Origin of the sequence: Nonomuraea montanisoli (assembly GCF_013363975.1) — a bacterium.
GTDB classification, from domain to species: domain Bacteria; phylum Actinomycetota; class Actinomycetes; order Streptosporangiales; family Streptosporangiaceae; genus Nonomuraea; species Nonomuraea montanisoli.
Window position 1 is genome coordinate 175,854 of record NZ_JABWGN010000014.1, and the last position, 17,629, is coordinate 193,482.

Annotated in this window: 12 protein-coding genes; 3 read left to right on the top strand and 9 right to left on the bottom strand. The window is 72.9% G+C overall.

Annotated features, from left to right (window positions below):
* Window positions 1-165 precede the first annotated feature (165 nt).
* A complete protein-coding gene (locus HTZ77_RS33165; RefSeq protein WP_175593667.1) occupies window positions 166-1,278 on the top strand; it encodes an NAD(P)/FAD-dependent oxidoreductase in 1,113 nt (370 codons plus the stop codon).
* A 13-nt stretch (window positions 1,279-1,291) separates the two neighbouring features.
* Here HTZ77_RS33165 and HTZ77_RS33170 read toward each other — a convergent pair whose 3' ends face one another.
* From HTZ77_RS33170 to HTZ77_RS33190, 5 genes are all read right to left on the bottom strand, one after another.
* The gene (locus tag HTZ77_RS33170) at window positions 1,292-1,966 is read right to left on the bottom strand and encodes a response regulator (protein ID WP_175593668.1); all 675 of its coding nucleotides are present in this window, start codon (window positions 1,964-1,966) and stop codon (window positions 1,292-1,294) included.
* Window positions 1,963-3,387, bottom strand: coding sequence for a sensor histidine kinase (locus HTZ77_RS33175; protein WP_175593669.1), 1,425 nt, complete (start codon window positions 3,385-3,387; stop codon window positions 1,963-1,965). Before HTZ77_RS33175 ends, HTZ77_RS33170 begins: the two co-directional genes overlap by 4 nt.
* 27 nt (window positions 3,388-3,414) lie before the next feature.
* Window positions 3,415-4,725, bottom strand: coding sequence for an acyltransferase family protein (locus HTZ77_RS33180; RefSeq protein ID WP_175593670.1), 1,311 nt, complete (start codon window positions 4,723-4,725; stop codon window positions 3,415-3,417).
* Window positions 4,718-5,737, bottom strand: a complete 1,020-nt coding sequence (locus tag HTZ77_RS33185; protein ID WP_175593671.1) for an alpha/beta hydrolase — start codon at window positions 5,735-5,737, stop codon at window positions 4,718-4,720. The genes HTZ77_RS33180 and HTZ77_RS33185 overlap by 8 nt, the downstream gene beginning before the upstream one ends.
* Window positions 5,738-6,078: 341 nt before the next feature.
* Window positions 6,079-7,182 (bottom strand): LacI family DNA-binding transcriptional regulator, encoded by a 1,104-nt coding sequence (locus tag HTZ77_RS33190; RefSeq protein WP_175593672.1) that lies wholly within the window; start codon window positions 7,180-7,182, stop codon window positions 6,079-6,081.
* Between the two features lie 177 nt (window positions 7,183-7,359).
* Here HTZ77_RS33190 and HTZ77_RS33195 point away from each other — a divergent pair, with 177 nt between their 5' ends.
* Window positions 7,360-8,580 (top strand): ABC transporter ATP-binding protein, encoded by a 1,221-nt coding sequence (locus tag HTZ77_RS33195; RefSeq protein ID WP_175593673.1) that lies wholly within the window; start codon window positions 7,360-7,362, stop codon window positions 8,578-8,580.
* A 161-nt stretch (window positions 8,581-8,741) separates the two neighbouring features.
* On the opposite strand, the gene HTZ77_RS33200 is transcribed toward HTZ77_RS33195, so the two are convergent.
* Window positions 8,742-9,506 carry an SDR family NAD(P)-dependent oxidoreductase gene (locus HTZ77_RS33200; RefSeq protein ID WP_175593674.1) on the bottom strand — a complete coding sequence of 255 codons (765 nt, stop codon included), beginning with the start codon at window positions 9,504-9,506 and terminating at the stop codon, window positions 8,742-8,744.
* Window positions 9,507-9,697: 191 nt separating this feature from the next.
* Between HTZ77_RS33200 and HTZ77_RS33205 the strand changes: the two genes are divergently transcribed.
* On the top strand, window positions 9,698-10,696 hold the full coding sequence (locus HTZ77_RS33205) for an endonuclease/exonuclease/phosphatase family protein (RefSeq protein ID WP_175593675.1): 999 nt from the start codon (window positions 9,698-9,700) through the stop codon (window positions 10,694-10,696).
* A gap of 37 nt (window positions 10,697-10,733) precedes the next feature.
* On the opposite strand, the gene HTZ77_RS33210 is transcribed toward HTZ77_RS33205, so the two are convergent.
* The 3 genes from HTZ77_RS33210 to HTZ77_RS33220 form a co-directional block, all read right to left on the bottom strand.
* A complete protein-coding gene (locus HTZ77_RS33210; protein WP_235995574.1) occupies window positions 10,734-11,981 on the bottom strand; it encodes an NAD(P)/FAD-dependent oxidoreductase in 1,248 nt (415 codons plus the stop codon).
* A gap of 101 nt (window positions 11,982-12,082) precedes the next feature.
* Window positions 12,083-13,720: an aa3-type cytochrome oxidase subunit I gene (ctaD, locus tag HTZ77_RS33215; RefSeq protein ID WP_175593758.1), complete on the bottom strand. Its 1,638-nt coding sequence runs from the start codon at window positions 13,718-13,720 to the stop codon at window positions 12,083-12,085.
* A gap of 214 nt (window positions 13,721-13,934) precedes the next feature.
* Window positions 13,935-17,516, bottom strand: coding sequence for a S8 family serine peptidase (locus HTZ77_RS33220; protein WP_175593677.1), 3,582 nt, complete (start codon window positions 17,514-17,516; stop codon window positions 13,935-13,937).
* Window positions 17,517-17,629 lie beyond the last annotated feature (113 nt).

Consider the following 17,629-nt stretch of genomic DNA (forward strand, 5'->3'; position numbering starts at 1 on the left):
GCCGCGACATAGACCCTCCGGCGGTGCGGCGCTCGGCCGGCCGCCGAGAAGAGGGCTCCCCATCGCGTTCACTAGGCGCTAGCGTGTAACTTGTCACTACGAAATTAGTAGCGACTCTGCTTTCGCTCAGCCACACCACACCGATCTGTAAAGGCGGGATTCGCCATGACCGACACCGCGTCCACCGGCCGACCGTCCGTCGTCGTCCTCGGCGGCGGGTACGGAGGCGTCAGCGTCGCCAAGACGCTCGACGACGTCGCCGACGTCACCCTCGTCGACCCCACCGAGGGCTTCGTGCACAACATCGCCGCCCTGCGCTCGCTGGTGCAGCCCGACCTGGTGGACCGCATCTACCTGCCGTACGACCGCCTGCTCGTTCACGGCCGGTTCGTCCAGGACCGCGCGGTACGGGTCCACGGGCGGCGGGTCGAGCTGGAGTCCGGCGGCGTCCTCGAACCCGACTACCTCGTCCTCGCCACCGGCTCCTCCTACCCCTTCCCGGCCAAGAACGACGAGTCCGACCTTGCCACCGCCAAGGCCCGTCACCGGGCGGCACACGAGGAGCTGGCGCGCGCCGCGCGGGTGCTCATCGTGGGCGCGGGGCCGACCGGGCTGGAGCTGGCCGGTGAGATCAAGGCGTTCGCCCCGGACAAGCACGTCGTCATCACCGACGTCGCCGACGACGTCCTGTCCGGCCCGTTCGTCCAGGAGTTGCGTGACGAGCTGCGCCGCCAGCTCGCCGAGCTGGGCGTCGAGCTGCGGCTCGGCGTCAAGCTGCGCGAGCTGCCCAGCACGCCGCCCGCCACGCGCGAGGCCATCCGCGTGACGACGACGGACGGCGACGAGATCGCCGCCGACATCTGGTACCGCACGTTCGGCGTCAAGCTGCACACCGAGTACCTCGACGGCGGGTCGCTTGCGGGGGTGCGCGACGAGCGCGGTTACGTCCGGGTCGATGCGCGGATGCGAGTGGAGGGCGAGACGCGCGTCTTCGCCCTCGGCGACATCGCGAACGCCGACCGCGACGTGGCCGCGGCCGCCGGTCGCCAGGCGGAGGTGGTGGCCGGCAACATCCGCGCGCTGATCACCGGCGAGGGCGAGTCGCTGGAGTACGCGCGGTTCGGGCCGCTCATCGCGGTCCCGCTCGGGCCGGAGGGCGGCTCGGGCTTCTTCGGCGACGGCCTCGCGACGCCGGAGATGGTCTCCCAGCTCAAGGGGCGCGACATGATGGTCGACCGCCACGCCACCCTGTTCGGCATGTCCCCGGACGAGGCTTAGCCCCCGGACGGGCTCAGTAGCCGGACGGGCGGACGAGGCCGACCTCGTAGGCGAAGACCGCCGCCTGGGTGCGGTCGCGCAGGCCCAGCTTGACCAGGATCCGGCCCACGTGGGTCTTCACGGTCTGCTCGGCCACCACCAGGCGTACGGCGATCTCCGCGTTCGACAGCCCCTGGGCGATCAGGGCCAGGACCTCGGTCTCGCGCTCCGTCAGGTCGCCCACCCGTTCCCTGAGCGGGACGCGGGGCGCCTCGGCGATGCGGGAGAACTCCGCGATGAGCCGTTTGGTGATGTTCGGCGCCAGCAGGGCGTCACCCGCCGCCACCACGCGCACCGCGTGCGCCAGCTCGGCCGCCGAGGCGTCCTTCAGCATGAACCCGGACGCGCCCGCGCGCAGTGCCTCGTACACGTACTCGTCGAGGTCGAACGTGGTCAGGACGAGGACCTTGGCGCCGACGCCGGCCAGCCGGGTGATGCGGCGGGTCGCCTCGATGCCGCCGAGCTCGGGCATCCGGATGTCCATGAGGACGACGTCCGGGTCCAGCTCCTCCGTGACGGCGACGGCCTCGAGACCGTTCACGGCCTGGCCGACGACCTCGATGCCGGGCTCGGCGCCGAGCAGCACCGTGAAACCCTGGCGCACCATCATCTGGTCGTCGGCGATCACTACGCGGATGGGGGTCGTCATGGGGTGGTGTCCTCGCGGGGATCGGGCTGCGGGGCAGACAGAGATGCGGGGTCGGTCGCCATCGGGATCGGCTCCCCGTCCCGGGGGCCGCGCCGGTCGCCGTCCTGGGCTCTTCCCGTCCCGGGGGCGGCGGGGAGGATGGCGGTCACCTCGAAGCCGCCGCCGGGCGCCGGTCCCGCGACCAGCTCGCCGCCCAGCATGGCCGTGCGCTCGCGCATGCCCAGCAGCCCGTGGCCGGGCCCGTGCGCGGGCGGAGCGGGGCGTTCGGGCGCGGTGTTGGCGACCCGGATCGCCAGCGCGGCGGGCAGGTAGCCGATCCCCACCCGCACCTGCGCCCCGGGCGCGTGCCGCAGCACGTTGCTGAGCGCCTCCTGGATGATGCGGAACGCCGACAGCTCCACGCCGGGCGACAGCGGCCGGGGGTCGCCGGCGGTCTCGACGGTGACGGCCAGCCCGGTCCCGCGTACGTTGCCGATCAGCTCCTCCAGCCGGTCGAGAGTGGGCTGCGGGCTGTGGCGCAGGCCGTCGGCCTCGGCGTCCTCCGAGCGCAGCACCCCGAGGATCCGGCGCAGCTCGGTCAGCGCCTCGACGGCGTTCTCGCGGATGCCCGCCAGGTTCTCCGTCAGCTCCGGGGGCGGGTCCTCGACCAGGTGGGGCGCCACCTGCGCCTGGATGGAGATCACCGACATGTGGTGGGCGACCACGTCGTGCAGCTCGCGGGCGATCCGGTGGCGGGTCTCCAGCACGGTGCGGCGCGCGCGCTCGTCGGCGGTCAGCTCCTGCTGCTCGGCCAGGCGGGCACGGGCCACGCGACGGCCGCGCAGCACGGCGCCCGCCAAGGTCGCGGCCAGAAAGACCGGCATGGCGTTCACGGCGTCGCCGGAGCTCGGCTGCAGGTTCCAGGACACCACGTAGACCGCCGTCACCAGAACGGTGATCGTCAGCGTCTCGGCCGCCACACGGGGACGCACTCTGAGCGCGACGAGGAACAGCAGCCCGGCTTCCAGAGCGATCCCGGTGCCGGTCCAGGACCAGGCGAGCCGAACCACGGCGTCGTCAAGGTATATCGGCGAATCCGGCATCTCGGCCATCGGCGTCGGGTCGGGCGGCAAGCTGGTGTGGGGGTAGGTGGGCGACGAACCGATGATCATGAGGCATATGGACGCCCACCACGCCATCAGCGGGCGGAACATCGCCACGACGAGCACCGCCGCGTGGACCCAGGCCAGCGCTGCGAAGACCGGGTATGCGGGGTACGCCCGGCCGGTGAGGGCGAGCAGGAGCGCGTACACCACCACCAGCACGTGCGGCAGTCGCGCCAGCAGCCGCGACCCCGCCCTGCGCGGCAGCGGGTCGGCGGCGGTCGTCAGGAGATCCGCCCGCAGGGCGCGCGCCAGATCCGCCACCCGGCTCACACCCATGCCGCCCTCCCGATCTCCCCGCCTACCCTAGACATTCCGGGCCCCCTCCCCGCGACCGAGGCCGGTCCCGGCACGCCCGGACCGACCACCGACTCCCGTTCCGGCGCACACGGACCGACCGGCGAGACCGGTCCCGCCGTCCACGGACTCATCACCGACTCCCGTTGCGGCGCGTGCGAAGGAGCTCCCGCGGCGGGCCGCCCGCGAAGGGCCCCGCTCGTACGCGTGGAAGGCCGCCAGGCAGACCAGCAGCGCCAGCGCGAAGACGGGCAGCCAGGCCAGCCTGGCCGGCAGCCAGCCCGCGTCCGCGGGGACCGTGTGCAGGCCGGGCAGGGGCGGTCCGGCGAGCAGGCCGAGGGCCGTCACCGCCATCATTGCGGTCTGGTGCCAGAGGAACAGCGTCATCGCCGACAGGTTCATCAGCGCCACGACGGCCCAGACCGCGGGCCGCCGCAGCACCCGTCCCAGTGGGTCGTACAGCAACCGGGCGGCCCCGCACTGCGCCAGGCCGAAGGCGACGGCGGCCAGCGTGGGCGGGGACAGGTTGGAGACGGGAGCGCCGGGCACGCCGACCATCGAGGCCGGATACCCCGCCCACAGCACGAGCCCGGCCGTGAGCGCCCCGCCCCCGGCCAGCAGCGCCCACCCGGCCGCGCGGGCGCGCGGGCCGTCCCAGACGCGGGCCGCGCCCAGGCAGTACGGCACCAGCCAGCCCGCCGGCACGTTGATCCAGCCGATCCAGGCGGGGCCGTCGAGCCCGTACCGGACGAGATCGGCCAGCGCGACGACGGCCAGCGGCCACCCGGGGTGCAGCCGGGCGGCGAGCGGGGTGGCGGCCGTCAGCGCGGCGTAGACCAGCAGGAACCACAGCGGCGAGAGCACCAGCCTGAACAGGGCGTACACGGTCTGCTGCCCGGCGCCCAGCGCGAGCATCGCCACCGCCGCGACGCTCCACACCGCCAGCACGGGCGCGACCGGGCGGCACAGCCGCGCCAGCCGGCCGCGCACCCACGATCCGTAGCCCGCTCCCCCGGCCCGCGCGGCGGCGTACCCGCCCGCCGCGCTCCTGCCGCCCACCCAGAAGAACACCGCCAGCGTCTGCAGGGCCCAGGAGACGGGGGTCAGCGCGGGCTGGTACGACAGCGGGCTCGCGCCGCGCAGCGCGCCGCTGTCCAGGACGAGGGCGGTGACGAGCCAGTGTCCGAGCACCACCCCGGCGATCGCCAGCGCGCGCAGCCCGTCGAGCGCCCGGTCGCGCCCCTCCGGCGTGCCCGCCTCGATGCGCCCCACCAGGCGCTCGATGCGCCGCACCAGGTCGAGGACACCCGTGTCACGCATGTCCGCCCGCCTCCGCCGGAGCCCGGCCCGACGCGATCGCCGCGAGGTTGACGAGGGAGATCGTGCCCTCCTTGAGGTAGTCGCTGTGCCCGCCGTCGCCCGCCGCGAAGGGCCGCGCGCCGAACTCCGGCGCGACCGGGTCGGTGCCGAAGCCCAGCGTGGCGAACGGCAGGACGATCCGCGTGTGCGGCACCGCGGCCACCCAGTCGCCGCTCGCGCGCCCGGCCCAGACGGTGGCGCGGGTGCGCAGGGCCGCGACCGAGTCGGCGCCCACGCCGGCGCTGCCGAACAGGACGATGTCCGTCACCTCCAGGCCCGGCGCGGCCCGCCCGCACACCACCGACCCGTACGAGTGGCACAGCAGGGCGATCCCGGCGTCCGGCCTCAGGCGGCGCAGCGTGCGCACGAACCCGCGCAGGGCGCGCGCGCCCTCGGCGGCGCGGCCCGCGGTCAGCACCTCGGCGCTCAGCGTGGCCGGCGTCCGGTAGCCCAGCCAGGCCAGCACCACCGTCCTGTCGCCGAGCGCCGCCCGCAGCCGCGTCGCACCGGCCAGCAGCCGCGCGTACGTGTCCAGATCGGTGTCGGAGCCGGGCACCAGCACGGCGACCCGCGTCGCCCGGGCCAGGTCACCGAAGACCTCCACCGTCCGACCGCCGTCGCGCCCGTCGAAGGACAGGAACCGCCGGTCCGGGGCGGCCATCGCGCGCAGGCTGCCGGCCCGCCGGTGATGACCGGCGCGCTCGGCCACCCGCCCGGCGGCCAGGACGTCCTCGCGGGTCGCGGCGTAACGCGCGTCGAGGGCGGCGGGCGTCGCGGAGCGCGGCTGCTGCGCGGTGGCGGGGGCCGGCGCCGGGACGGCTCCCGGGCGGGCCGCGCCGGCCACGGGGACGGCCACCGCCCCGGCGACGAGCCCGGCCAGCAGGGCGCGGCGCAGGCGCCCCCCGCGCCGGCGGGCGCCTGGGTCGCTGCGCCGGGACGCGGGCGGGTGGAGTCCCTGGGGCGGGGGTGCCATGGCTGTCGGTCCTTCCAGGCCGGAGATCGTTCCGGTACCGACGCTAGGGATCACCCTTCGTGGCCGTCCTCACCCTGGAGAGCCCACTTGCGGCGTAGCTCTCAGGTATGACACGGACCGTGGAGCGGCTGTGTGAAGCTTCCGCAGGACCCGGGCTGACACCGCCCCCTGCGCGACCCTGACGACATCCCGCCTCCTGGGGCGCTCCGTCGACGGCGAGGTGACCACCCGTGACGTGCCGGACCTGCTGTTTCCGCGCCGCGCCCGCGCAGGGAGCCCAGAATCGCGAACTCCACCGTGACATCTCTCCTGGACCGCCCGGAACCCAGGGGGCCGGGGCCTCAGCGGAGAGGACCGCAACTCCCCCGGACGATGAGCTCCGTGGGCAGGACGACCGTGCGCGGGCGGCGGCCCGAGGCGCGCAGCACCAGCTCGCAGGCCCGGTAGCCGATGTCGCGCCCCGGCTGGGCGATCACCGTGAGCGGGGGCGAGCACAGCTCCGCCCATGGCACGTCGTCGTACATGACCAGCGACACGTCGCGCGGCACCCGCAGGTCCAGCTCGCGGGCGGCCAGCACGGCGGCCTCCCCCAGCACGTTGCCGCCCGCCAGCACGGCCGTCAGGTCGGGACGGCTCTGGAACAGACCCGAGGCGGCGGCGTACGCCGAGTCGCGGCTGCCCGTGGCGAACACGACGAGGTCCTCGTCCACCGCCGGGCCGATCGCCTCACGGAACGCGGCCACCCGCCGGTCGTGTCCGGGGCCGCCGAGGAAGGCGATGCGCCGGTGGCCGAGGCCGCGCAGGTAGCGCACCGCCGTGCGGATGCCGGCCCGGTCGTCGGCCAGGACGGCGGGCACGCCGGTGGGCAGGACCGGCGGGGACGGCGGGGGCGGCGGGACGCCGTCGAGCAGCATGAGGTCGGCCGTGGAGCCGGACGCGGAACCGGACATGGAGCCCGGCATGGGGCCGGACGGGGCGTCGCCGGGCCGCTCGGCGGGCAGCCGGTCGGCGAACACGACCGTCATGCCGGCCCGGGCCGCGGGCCCCCAGGTGTCGGCGCCGCCCGACGGCACGGCGATCACCCGGTCCACGCTCTGCTCCAGCAGCATGCCCACCAGCTCGGCCTCCTGCTCGGGGTCGTCGCCGGTGGAGCCGAGCACCACGGGCTCGCCCGCGGACCTGGCGCAGGCGAGCACGCCCTCGGCGAGCTGGCCGAAGAAGGTGTCGGTCAGGTCGGGGACGAGCAGGCCGATGCCGCCCGTACGGCGCTGGCGCAGGTTGCGGCCGAGCGCGCTCGGCCGGTAGTCGAGCTGGGCCGCGACGGCCAGCACCCGCTCCCGGGTGGCGGGACTGGCCGACCCCCCGGACAGCACCCGGGACACCGTGGCCACGCCCACGCCCGCCGCCTCGGCGACGTCCTTGATGGTCGCCCGCTTCGCCTCCATGGAAACGATTCCATCATGGTTTCCAGCGGACCGGAACCCCGCCCCTCCCGGAGAGGCCGTTCACACGGCAACCCTTGACACCCCTGTCCGTTTCGGGTGAGATGCTTGAAAACGTATCCATGTGAGTGGACACTCGCACAACATCCGGGCCACCGCCCTGGACCGCGAAGGAATGGCATGGCATCCATCGTTCTGACCAATGTCGACAAGGTCTACGCCGGTGGCGTGAAGGCCGTGAACGGGCTCAACCTTGAGATCAAGGATGGCGAGTTCATGGTGCTGGTAGGCCCGTCCGGCTGTGGCAAGTCGACCGCGCTGCGGATGATCGCCGGTCTGGAGGACATCAGCGGCGGCGAGATCGCCATCGGCGACAAGGTGGTCAACCACCTGCCGCCGAAGGACCGCGACATCGCGATGGTCTTCCAGAACTACGCCCTCTACCCGCACATGACGGTCGAGGAGAACCTCGCCTTCGGCCTCAAGCTCCGCAAGATGCCCAAGCCGGAGATCCAGAAGCGGGTCAACGAGGCCGCCAAGATGCTCGGCCTGGAGACCTACCTCAAGCGCAAGCCTGCCGCCCTGTCCGGTGGTCAGCGCCAGCGTGTCGCCATGGGCCGCGCCATCGTCCGCGAGCCGCAGGCGTTCCTCATGGACGAGCCGCTGTCCAACCTGGACGCCAAGCTCCGCGTCTCCATGCGCGCCTCGCTCAACACGCTGCACGAGCGCCTCGGCGTCACCACCGTGTACGTCACGCACGACCAGGTCGAGGCCATGACCCTGGGCGACCGCGTCTGCGTCCTGCGCGACGGCCTGCTCCAGCAGGTGGACACCCCGCAGAACCTGTTCGACAAGCCGGTCAACCTCTTCGTCGCCGGCTTCATGGGCTCGCCGTCGATGAACTTCGTCACCGCCGAGCTGGTGCGCGGCGACGGCGGCGCGGCCGTGTCGTTCGCCGACATCAAGCTGCCGATCCCCGACTCGACGTTCACCGACAAGCCGGGCCTCGACAAGTTCGTCGGCAAGAAGATCATCCTCGGCATCCGGCCCTCCGACTTCGAGGACGCGAGCGCGGCCGGCAACCACGCCAACGGCTGGGCCACGCTGCCCGTCAAGGCCGAGGTCACCGAGGAGCTCGGCTCCGAGATCAACGTGCTGTTCCTCATCGACGCCCCGCCGGTCGAGCACAAGGACACCGTCGCCGCCGCCGACCAGGGCGAGGACGAGGAGGCCGCGCTGCCGCTGGTGGGCGACAAGTCGCTGTGGACCGCGCGCGTCAACGCCCGCAGCCACGTCCGTCCCGGTCAGAACATCGACCTGGTCCTGGACACGCACAACCTGCACTTCTTCGACCCGACCAGCGGTCTGGCGATCGGCCACGAGCAGAACCGCGGCCTGTGACGACATGAGTCAGGTCCCGGCCGGCGCACTCGGCCGGTGACCTCCCGAGGCGTCGGCCACGAGCCGCGCTCGTGACCGACCGGGCCCCCACCGCGACCCCCTCCCGCGGCGGGGGCCCGTCCTTTTCCCGAGCCGCTGCTTCCCGGGACGGTATGTCAGGGTCAGCGGCGGCCCAGGCGGGCCGACACGGCGCCCGCCAGCCCGCGCGGCACGAACTTGCCGACGGCCACGATCGCCTTGTACCGGGCGTCGGGCACCGACACCCGCCTGCCCAGCGCGAGATCCCGCATGGCCACGCGCGCCACCTCGTCGGCGTCCAGCCACAGGAACCGCGGGACACCGGACATGTCCATCGAGGCCCGCTCGTGGAACTCGGTGCGCACGAACCCGGGGCACAGCGCCATGACCCGCACCCTCGGCTCGTGGATCTCGACCGCGGTGGACTCGCTGAAGTTCACCACCCACGCCTTGGAGGCGCTGTAGGTGCCGCGGGTGAAGAACGCGGCGACGGACGCCACGTTGATCACACCGCCCCGGCCGCGCCGCCGCATGCCGGGCAGGACGGTCAGGGTCAGCCGCAGCACGGCCTCGCAGTGGACCTTGAGCATGCGCAGCTCGTCCTCGACCGGCACGTCCAGGAACGCCCCGGGGTGGCCGAAGCCGGCGTTGTTGACCAGCAGGTCGACCTGGCGGCCGTCGTTCTCGCGCAGGCGCGACTCCACCCGGGCCAGCCCCTCGTCGGTGGCGAGGTCGGCGGGGAGCACCTCGACGCTCACGCCGTACCTGAGTTTGAGCCGGTCGGCGGACTCACCGAGCCGCTGCTCGTCACGGGCCACGAGGACGAGGCCGAAGCCGTCGGCGGCCAGCCGCCGGGCGAAGGCGGCGCCGATGCCGGCGGTCGCGCCGGTGATCAGTGCGGTAGGCATGTCAGCACCCTAACCCGTGGGGGCGCGGCCCGGCTTCGCCGCCCGGCTGAGAGCTCTATCAGCAACGCTCCGGAGTTTCCGCAGGTCAGCGGGGTCCGGCGCGGGCGGCTCCGGCGGGGGTGGCCAGGTCGGCCGTGAGCGTCTAGGGTCTGCCCCGGATACGTCACCACGGGTGAAGGCGGGCATCGAGGGTGAGCATCGCGTCCGGCCGCCGGCAGCAGGCGGGTGACCAGCCCGGGGCGGCTCCCCGCAGGAGGCGCTGGCCCTCGTGGACCGCCGCCGTGTGCTTCGCCGTGTGGACGCTGGAGCGGCTGGCCGGGGCGGAGCAGGGCTCGTTCGACATCCAGCTCATGACGCTGACGCCGTACGCGGTGGTGGTGACGGCGCTGCTGACGGTGCTGTTCCTCTTCCGGAACCGGCCGGCGGCGGTCGTCACGGCCGTGTCCTGCACGACGCTGGCGGTGACGGTGGCCCCGCGGGCGATCCCGCCGGCGGCGCCCGCCGTCGTGGCCCCGGGGCCGGTGCTGCGGGTTCTGTCGATCAACCTGTTCGGCCGGGCCGACGCCGACGCGGTGGTACGGCTCGTCCGGACCTACGACCCGGACGTGTTCAGCGCCCTGGAGCTCACCTACCGGGAGGCGGCCGCGCTCGACGCCGCCGGTCTGGGCACGCTCATGCCGTACCAGGTGCTCCAGGCCGACCGCGACTCGACCGGCAGCGGCCTGTACGGCAAGCACCCGCTGACCGAGCTGACCGGCCTGTTCACCGCCATCGGGCACAACATGCCCGCGGCGACGATCACCCTGCCGGGCGGGACGACCGCGCAGGTGGTCGCCGTCCACCCCCACCCGCCGCTGGGCCGCCGCGCCGAGGAGTGGAACGCGTCCCTGGCCGCGCTGCCGCCGCCCTCGCCGCGGGTGACGCGCGTGCTGGCCGGCGACTTCAACGCGAGCCTCGACCACCGCGCCTTCCGCGACCTGCTCGCCCGGGGCTACCTGGACGCGGCCGAGGAGACCGGCGAGGGGCTGGTGCCGACCTGGCCGAACGGGCGTGCCGTCCCGCCGTTCATCGCGATCGACCACGTCCTGGTGGACCGGCGCGCGGCGGTGGGCCGCACGGAGATCCTCGACGTCCCGGGAACGGACCACCGCGGCGTCCTCGCCGAACTGCGCCTCCCGCCCGCCGCCTGACCGGCTCAGGTGCGGGCCGCGCGCCGCCGGGACGGAGCTACTCCGCGACCGACGCGCGGCTCCTGCGCGGCCCGAAGTAACGCCAGAAGAAGTTGACCAGGACGCTGGTCCGGTTGCGGCCGCCGAGCAGGTAGGCGACGTGCAGGAAGATCCAGGCCAGCCAGGCGGGCAGTCCCCGGAAGGTGAAGCCGTTGGGGAGCTGCACGACGGCCGCGCAACGGCCGACGATCGCCATGATCCCGGGATCCCGGTAGTGGAACGGCACGGTCGGACGCCCCGTCGCCGCGGCGACGATCTGCCGGCCGGCGTGCTTGCCCATCTGGATGGCGGGCTGGGCGAGCTGCGGCAGCGGCTCCGGCGGCAGCGCGAGATCGCCGACGACGAAGACCTCGGGGTGCTCGCTCAGGTTCAGCCGTTCGGTGACGACGATCCGGCCGCCCTTGCCCTGGGGCAGGCCGCAGTCGGCGACCTCCTTGGGCGCGGTCACGCCGAGCGCCCAGACGGTGACGTCGCTGTGCAGGCGGGTGCCGTCGGACAGCACGACGGCGTCCGGCTCGACCGAGGCGACGGTGGCGCCGAGGCGCAGCCGCACCTCACGTTCGCGCAGGTCCCGCGCGGCGGCCTCGCGCAGGTGCGGCTTGTACGGCGCGAGCACGTAGTCGAACCGCTCGACCAGGGTGATGCTGGTCTGCTCGGGCTCGATCTCGGGGTAGGTCAGCGGGATCGTCCGCATGCGCAGCTCGGCCATGGAGCCCGCGATCTCGACGCCCGTGGCGCCGCCGCCGACGACCACCACGTGGGTGGTGGGCCGCCTGCCCAGGGCGGTCTCCTCCAGGCAGGTCTGGAGCCGATCGCGCAGCGCCTTCGCGTCGCGCACGGAGTACAGGGGCAGCGCGTTCTTCTCGGCGCCCTCGATGGACAGCCAGTTCGTGCTGACCCCGGTGCCGAGGACCAGGTAGTCGTAGTCGAGGACGGCGCCGTCGGTCAGCTCGACCTGCCGCTGGTCGAGGAGCAGCTTGCCGAGGCCGGCGGGGTGCACGCGCACGGTGGGGTACTTCGCGGCGAAGGCGCGCAGCGGGTAGGTCACGTCGCCGGCGGCCATGGCGGCCGTCGCCACCTGGTACAGCAGCGGCTGGAAGGTGGTGTAGGCGTTGTGGTCGACGATCGTGACCCTGGCTCCGGCGCGGGCGAGCTCGCGGACGGCGCTCAGCCCTCCGAAGCCCCCGCCCACCACCACGACGTGCGGCGGCCTGCCCGTCCGCTGCTGCCGCTTTCCGTCCATCATCACGAGGTGCCCCTTCCGGCGTGTCGGCCCACCCCGTGCATATGGCACCTCAGGCCCCCCTTAAACCCCTTAATCCGCTTTATCGCGGCTCCCGCGCCGGGTCAGGCGGCCTTGTCCAGGGGCTCGCGCGGGTAGTGCAGGTCGAAGGCGGGCCGTTCGGAGCGGATGGGCGGCATGAAGGTGAAGTTGTGCCGTGGCGGCGGGCACGAGGTCGCCCATTCGAGCGAGTTGCCGAAGCCCCACGGGTCGTCCACCGTGACGCGCGGGGCGCGCCGGGCGGTCTTCCAGACGTTGTAGATGAACGGGAGCGTGGACAGTCCCAGCAGGAACGCGCCGAGCGAGGAGAGCTGGTTCAGCGCGGTGAAGCCGTCGGCGGCGCTGTAGTCGGCGTAGCGGCGCGGGAACCCGACGACCCCGAGCCAGTGCTGCACGAGGAACGTCGTGTGGAAGCCGACGAACAGCATCCAGAAGTGGACCTGGCCGAGCCGGTCGTCGAGCATGCGGCCGGTCATCTTGGGCCACCAGAAGTAGAAGCCCGCGAACATCGCGAAGACCACGGTGCCGAAGACCACGTAGTGGAAGTGCGCGACCACGAAGTAGGTGTCGCTGATGTGGAAGTCCAGCGGCGGCGAGGCCAGGATGACCCCGGTCAGCCCGCCGAGCAGGAACGTCACGAGGAAGCCGATGGCGAACATCATCGGCGCGGCGAAGCTCAGATGGCCGCGCCACATGGTGCCGATCCAGTTGAAGAACTTCACCCCGGTCGGCACCGCGATGAGGAACGTCATGAACGAGAAGAACGGCAGCAGCACCTGCCCGGTCGGGAACATGTGGTGCGCCCACACCGTCATCGACAGGCCGGCGATCGCGATCGTCGCCCCCACCAGGCCGACGTAGCCGAACAGCGGCTTGCGGGAGAAGACGGGGATGACCTCGGTGATGATCCCGAAGAACGGCAGCGCGATGATGTACACCTCGGGATGGCCGAAGAACCAGAACAGGTGCTGCCACAGGATCGGCCCGCCGTTGGCCGCGTCGTAGACGTGCGTGCCGAACTTCCGGTCGATCTCCAGCGCCAGCAGGGCCGCGGCCAGCACCGGGAACGCCATGAGCACGAGCATGCTGGTCAGCAGGACGTTCCAGGTGAAGATCGGCATGCGGAACATCGTCATGCCGGGCGCCCGCATGCAGATGATCGTGGTGATGAAGTTGACCGACCCGAGGATCGTGCCGAGCCCGGACATCACCAGCCCCATGATCCAGAAGTCTCCGCCCATGCTGGGCGAGAAGGTGATCGACGACAGGGGCGTGTAGGCGAACCAGCCGAAGTCCGCCGCCCCGAGGGGCACCACGAAGCTCCAGAGCGTGATCAGCCCGCCGAACAGGAACAGCCAGTACGCCACCGCGTTCAGCCGCGGGAACGCCACGTCCGGCGCGCCGATCTGCAGCGGCATGATGACGTTGGCGAACCCGGCGAACAACGGCGTGGCGAACAGCAGCAGCATGATCACGCCGTGGTTGGTGAAGAGCTGGTTGTACTGCTGGGCCGTGACGACCTGCAGCCCCGGCTCGAACAGCTCGGCCCGGATGAGCATCGCCATCACACCGGCCACCAGGAAGAACCCGAAGGACGTCATGAGGTAGAGGTAGCCGATGACCTTGTGGTCGGTCGTGGACATCCAGTTCGCGAGCACCGCGCCCGCGCGTCGCCTCTTGACGGGGGCCAGCGGTGAGGTCATCGGCTCGCCGGCGGCCGGTTTCTGCGTCGTCACCGGGCCCTCCCCTGGGTCCTGTCCTGCGCGTGGCGCCTTCCCCCAGGGATACCCGGCACCGGGTCAAGGAAGGATCCGCCCCGGGTCACGACTCGCCCCGCATCGGCGGGGCGAGTCGCGCCCGGCGCGTCAGGAGGTGACCTCCCCCGGACGCGTCAGGAGGTGACCTCCCCTGGACGCGTCATGGGGTCGCCTTGTCCGGCCGCTCGGAGACGCGGACGGCGTTGACGATCGTGCTGCCCTCGCGGGTGGCGAAGCGGACGTTGAGCTGGCCGTCGGTGACCTTCACCGTGTACTGCCTGGCCACGGCCGTGTACGTGCCGGCCTCCAGCGCGAGGTCGAGGGCCGGGATGGCGAGCTGCCCCTCGACCAGCACGTCGAAGACGCGCTTGCCGATGCCCGTGGATCTGGTGTCGGCGAAGTCCAGCTCGACGGTGTAGGTGCCGGCGGGCACGCCGTCGAAGCGGTACTCCAGCACGCCCTCGCGGGCGGTGCGGAACAGCGTCTGGTCGTCGGTGCCCTTGATGGTCTTCGAGGTGGAGGCGGTGCGGTTGGAGGTGGCGACCCAGCCGTGGTCGCCCTGGGTGTACTTGCGGTCGGCCGTCCAGGAGTCGCCGGCGGCGTCGACCAGGCCCTTGCTCGCGCCCGCGTCCACCGCGACCTGGTACTTCGGCACGACGACCGTCACCTTGACCTCGATGACGGGCTGCCGCCCGCTGGCCGATCTGATCACCAGCTTGCCCGAGCGGAGCGTGCCGGGCTGGACCCCGGTGCTGGAGGCCGTGACCTTGAGCATGACCCGCTGGTCCTTGGCCAGGTCGCCGGCCGTGGGCGTGACGGCGAGCCAGCTCTGCGCCGGGTCGGCGGTGACGGTGTAGGCGGTGGGCGAGCCGAGGTTGGTCAGCTCGAACGTGCGCGTCCGGCTGGCCTCGGCCGGCATCACCAGGGTGATCTCGCCGATGGACGAGCTGACCCGGCCGGTGACCAGGGCCGTGTCGATCCGGGTGATCGTGCCCGGGGCGATGGTGACGGGCTTGCTGAAGGTGCCGTAGTTCTCCTTGGACACCTCGACCTGGTAGTCGCCGGCGAGCACCTGGCCGGAGAAGGCGCCGTCGGGGCCGGTGGTGAGGGTGGCCACGTCGCCGATCTTCACCGTGGCGCCGGGCAGCGGGTCGCCGTCGTTGGCGTCGGTGACGACGCCGCTGACCAGGCCGTGCCGGCTGGCGGCGAAGGTGAGGCTCTGGCCGTTGGTGAGCGCGGGCTCCTCGAAGGAGTAGAGCATGCCGTCGGCGCCGGTGGCGTTCTCGATGCCGACGGTGGCGCTGGTGCCCTGGTCGCGCTGGCTGTCGACGTCCTTGTACCGGTAGCTGACGGTGCCGTCCTCGCCGAGCAGCGCGGCGAAGGAGATGCGCTGCGCGGCGTCGTTGTAGTAGCGGACGTTGCGCCACTCGATCACGAACTGGCGGTGCGGCGCCGTGCCGGTGACGCCGGTGTAGACGCCGGCGCTCGCGTCCACGACCAGGTCGTCCCAGTACGGGTAGACGGCGTTGTTGGGCGTGCCGGTGGTGGGCAGCCGGCCGTTGCCGCCGCTGGTGACCTTGTCGGCGGCGAAGGTGGCCATGCCGTTGGTGGCGATCCACGCCTTGGCCTGCCCCGTGCCGTAGAACGGGACCGGGAAGGGCAGCGTCACCTGCTGGGCGTCGTCGTCGCCGGTGAGGGCGAGCTTGTCGGTGCCCGCGACGTACGGCTCGGCGCCGGTGCGACAGGTGTAGCCGAAGCCGTCGCCGCGCAGCCCCAGCTCGATGTCCTTGACGGTGTCGCCGGTCAGGACGATCCCCACCGACGTGCCGCGGGAGCAGCGGGAGGAGGGCGTGACCGTGATGGTGTAGTCGCCGTGCGGCAGCGTGAGCCGGTAGCGGCCGGCGGCGTCGGTGACGGTCCTGACAGGGGTTCCGGTCGCCTCGACCGTGGCCCCGGCCTCCGGCGTGCCGGCCGCGGTGACCGTGCCGGACAGGACGGCCTGGGGGTGCTGGGCCATGGTGACGTCGGCCCTGGCGCTCTGGCCGGCGACGACGGTGGCGGTCCCGGTGCCCTTGTCGTAGCCGAACTTCTCGGCGGTGATCCGGTAGTCGCCGGGCAGCAGGCGCGGCACCGCGTACGTGCCGTCCTGGCCGGTCACGACGGTGCGGGTGACCGGGCCGGTGAGGGTGACGGTGGCGCCGGCCACGGGGCCGCCACCGGAGGTCCCCGTGGTGGAGGTCCCCGTGGTGGAGGTCCCCGTGGTGGAGGTCCCCGTGGTGGAAGTCACGGTGCCGGCCAGGTCGCCGACGCCGTCGCGGGGCGCGGCCTGGACGGCGGCGTAGGCGTCGAGCCGGCCCTCGCCCCAGACGTTGTTGTCGGCGGCGGTGCCGCCGCAGGAGGTGTCGTTGACGTCGATCGCCGTGGAGTCGAGCAGCGGCCGGGTCGCCGCCACGTCGCCCTGGAGGGCGGGCGCGGCCGACCAGAGGAGCGCCACGGTGGCCGCGACGTGCGGCGAGGCCATGGAGGTGCCGGTGTAGGAGTCGTAGCCGCCGCCGGGCACGGAGGAGCGCACGTTCACGGCGGGGGCGGCGATGTTCGGCTTGATCTCGCCGTTCTCGCCCTCGCCCTTGCTGGAGCGGGCGTAGAGGGTGCCGTTGACGTCGAAGCCGCCGGCGCTGTAGCTGCTCACGTACTGGCCGGGCGAGCCGCTGGTACGGCAGGCCGGGCCCTCGTTGCCGTTGGCGAAGGCCGGGAAGATGCCGGCCGCCACCCACGCGTCGACGGTCTCCTTGTACCAGGGGTCGAAGCCGGCGCCGCCCCAGGAGTTGTTGACGATGTCGGGCGCGAGGTCGGGCCGCGGGTTCCGGCCGCCCAGGTCGGTGGGGGCGAGGACCCACTGCCCGGCGGCGAGCAGGGAGGCGTCGGTGCAGGTGTTGGTCTCACAGCCCTTGGCGGCGATCCACCGGGCGCCGGGGGCGACGCCGATGCCGTTGGCGCCGACCATGGTGCCCATCGTGTGCGTGCCGTGGCCGTTGTTGTCGCACGGCGCGGCGGTCGGGCAGACGTGGGCCGGGTCGAACCAGTTGTAGTCGTGGGTGTAGCTGCCGTCGGGGTTGCGTCCCCGGTAGGCGGCGGCCAGCTCGGGATGGTCGAACTGGGCGCCGGAGTCGATGTGGGCGACGACGATGCCCTCGCCGCGGTCACCCAGCTCGCTCCACACGCGCGGGGCGCCGACGCGGTCGATGTTCCACTCGACGGCCTTGACGCGCGCCTCGGCCTTGCCGGGGTCGGGCTTGGGGAGGGCGAGCGTGCGGACCGGCTCGATGCCGGTGACCTCGGGCAACTGGGCGATCTCGGCGGCCAGCTTGGGCCCGGCGGTGACGCGGACGGCGTTGACGATCCAGTACGGGGTGTAGTCGGCGTCCTGGGCGTCGAGGAGCTTGCGCAGGCCGGCCTGGGAGGCGGCGGCCTGCTCGGTCTTGGCCTCGAAGACCTGCTCGGCCTTGGCCTCCTTGGTCCTGGCCCTGCGGGCGGCGCTGAGGTCGGCCGCGCCCTTGAGGCGTACCCAGAAGGTGGACTTGCCGTCCGCGTCGAGGTCGGACCGGACGGCGGGGCTGATCTTGTCGGCGCCGGGTCCGGCGGCCGCGCTCGCCGCGGGCGCGGCGGCGCCGAGCGGCAGGATGAGGGTGAGGACGGCGATGATCCCGGTCAGGATCGCTCGCCGGCGGGGGGTGTTCGGCACACGCTCTCCTTCACGCCCGGCGGGGGCGGGCCCCCGCCGGGGTAGAGCTGATCTTTACGCCTACGGGTCGAGGGTGAAGAGATCGTGTCCGCTTTGCAAGGGGCCCTGCCATA